This window comes from Nocardiopsis protaetiae, assembly GCF_045446735.1.
Classification (GTDB): Bacteria; Actinomycetota; Actinomycetes; order Streptosporangiales; family Streptosporangiaceae; genus Nocardiopsis; species Nocardiopsis protaetiae.
Window position 1 is genome coordinate 1 of record NZ_JBJJBV010000512.1, and the last position, 1,614, is coordinate 1,614.

Genomic DNA, 1,614 nt, shown 5'->3' on the forward strand with positions numbered 1-1,614 from the left:
CGCGGCGGCCTCGGTCGTCCGTCCCCGGTTCGGGGACGGCCTGCCTTTTCTAGCGCTCCGGGAACCGTCCCGTGGCCGCCAGACGGGAGTACCACTCGCCGCTGTCCTTGACCGTGCGCACCTGCGTGTCGTAGTCGACGTGCACGATTCCGAAGCGGCGGGAGTATCCCCATGCCCACTCGAAATTATCCAGAAGCGACCAGGCGAAGTATCCGCGCAGGGGCACCCCGGCGTGGATCGCCTCCTTGGCGGCCCTCAGGTGGCCCTCGTAGTAGTCGAGCCGGTCGGTGTCGTGGACCCGCCCGTCCCCGGTGACGGTGTCCTCGAAGGCGCAGCCGTTCTCGGTGACGTACAGGTCGATCCCGCCGGCCTCGCCGGACAGGCGAAGCAGCACGTCGTACAGGCCGGTGGGGTCGATCTCCCAGCCCATGTGGGTGACGGGCAGCCCCTGCGAGACGTGCACCTCCTCGGGCTCGGCGCCGAGCCAGGCCCCGCCCTCGCCGCTGACCAGCGCCGGGTCCAGGCCCTTGGCGGAGGCGGCGACGAACTCGGGCGAGTAGTAGTTGATCCCGAGGAAGTCCAGCGGCGCCGAGGTGATCTCCAGGTCGCCGTCGGCGATGAAGGAGAAGTCGCTGACCGAGGCCAGGTCCTCCAGCACGTCGGCCGGGTAGCCGCCCTTGAGCAGCGGGTCGGTGAAGATGCGGTTGCGCACCCCGTCGGCCCGGCGGGCGGAGCGGGCGTCGGCCGCGCTGGGCCCGTGGGGCCGGATGACCGCCTGGTTGTGGGCGAGGCCGACCCGGGAGGGGTGGCCGGTGGAGCGGATGGCCTCGGCGGCCAGGCCGTGCCCGAGCAGCAGGTGGTGCGAGGCGGCCAGGGCGGCCGCGGGGTCGCGGTGGCCGGGCGCGTGGTGGCCGTTCTCGTAGCCGAGGAAGGCCGAGCACCAGGGCTCGTTGATGGTCATCCAGTTGGACACGCGGTCGCCGAGGGAGTCGGCCACGACCTGCGCGTAGTCGCGGAACCTGTACGCGGTGTCGCGCGCGGGCCAGCCGCCGGCGTCCTCCAGGACCTGGGGCAGGTCCCAGTGGTAGAGGGTGGCCCAGGGCTGGATCCCGGCCTCCAGCAGGGTGTCGACCAGGCGGTTGTAGAAGTCGAGCCCGGCCTGGTTGACCTTGCCGCCGCCCTCGGGGAGGATGCGGGGCCAGGCGATGGAGAACCGGTAGGCGCCCAGGTTCAGCCGGCTCATGAGCGCGACGTCCTCGGCGTAGCGGTGGTAGTGGTCGTCGGCGGGGTCGCCGGTGTCGCCGCCCAGGACCTTGCCGGGGGTCTCGGCGAAGGTGTCCCAGATGCTGCGGCCTCGGCCGTCGGCGGTGGTGGCGCCTTCGATCTGGAACGAGGCGGTGGCCGCCCCCCAGAGGAAGTCCTCAGGGAAATCGCTGCGGTTGCTCACTTGTTCGGTACGCACCTTCCAGGACGAGGGGACATCGCGTATGGGAGCGCTCCCATAAAACAAGCAGACCGGACACCTTGTGTCAATCGACGAAAGTCACCCCGAAACACAACCGTTACGAGCGGTCGGTGCGCGGTTCGGGGCGGGACCCGGACGGGGTGCGGGCC

1 protein-coding gene is annotated in these 1,614 nt (G+C 71.0%); it reads right to left on the reverse strand.

What is annotated here, in order from left to right; all coding sequences use genetic code 11:
• Nucleotides 1–49 precede the first annotated feature (49 nt).
• A complete protein-coding gene (locus ACJOT3_RS34425) occupies nt 50–1,447 on the reverse strand; it encodes a GH1 family beta-glucosidase (protein WP_406977317.1) in 1,398 nt (465 codons plus the stop codon).
• Nucleotides 1,448–1,614 lie beyond the last annotated feature (167 nt).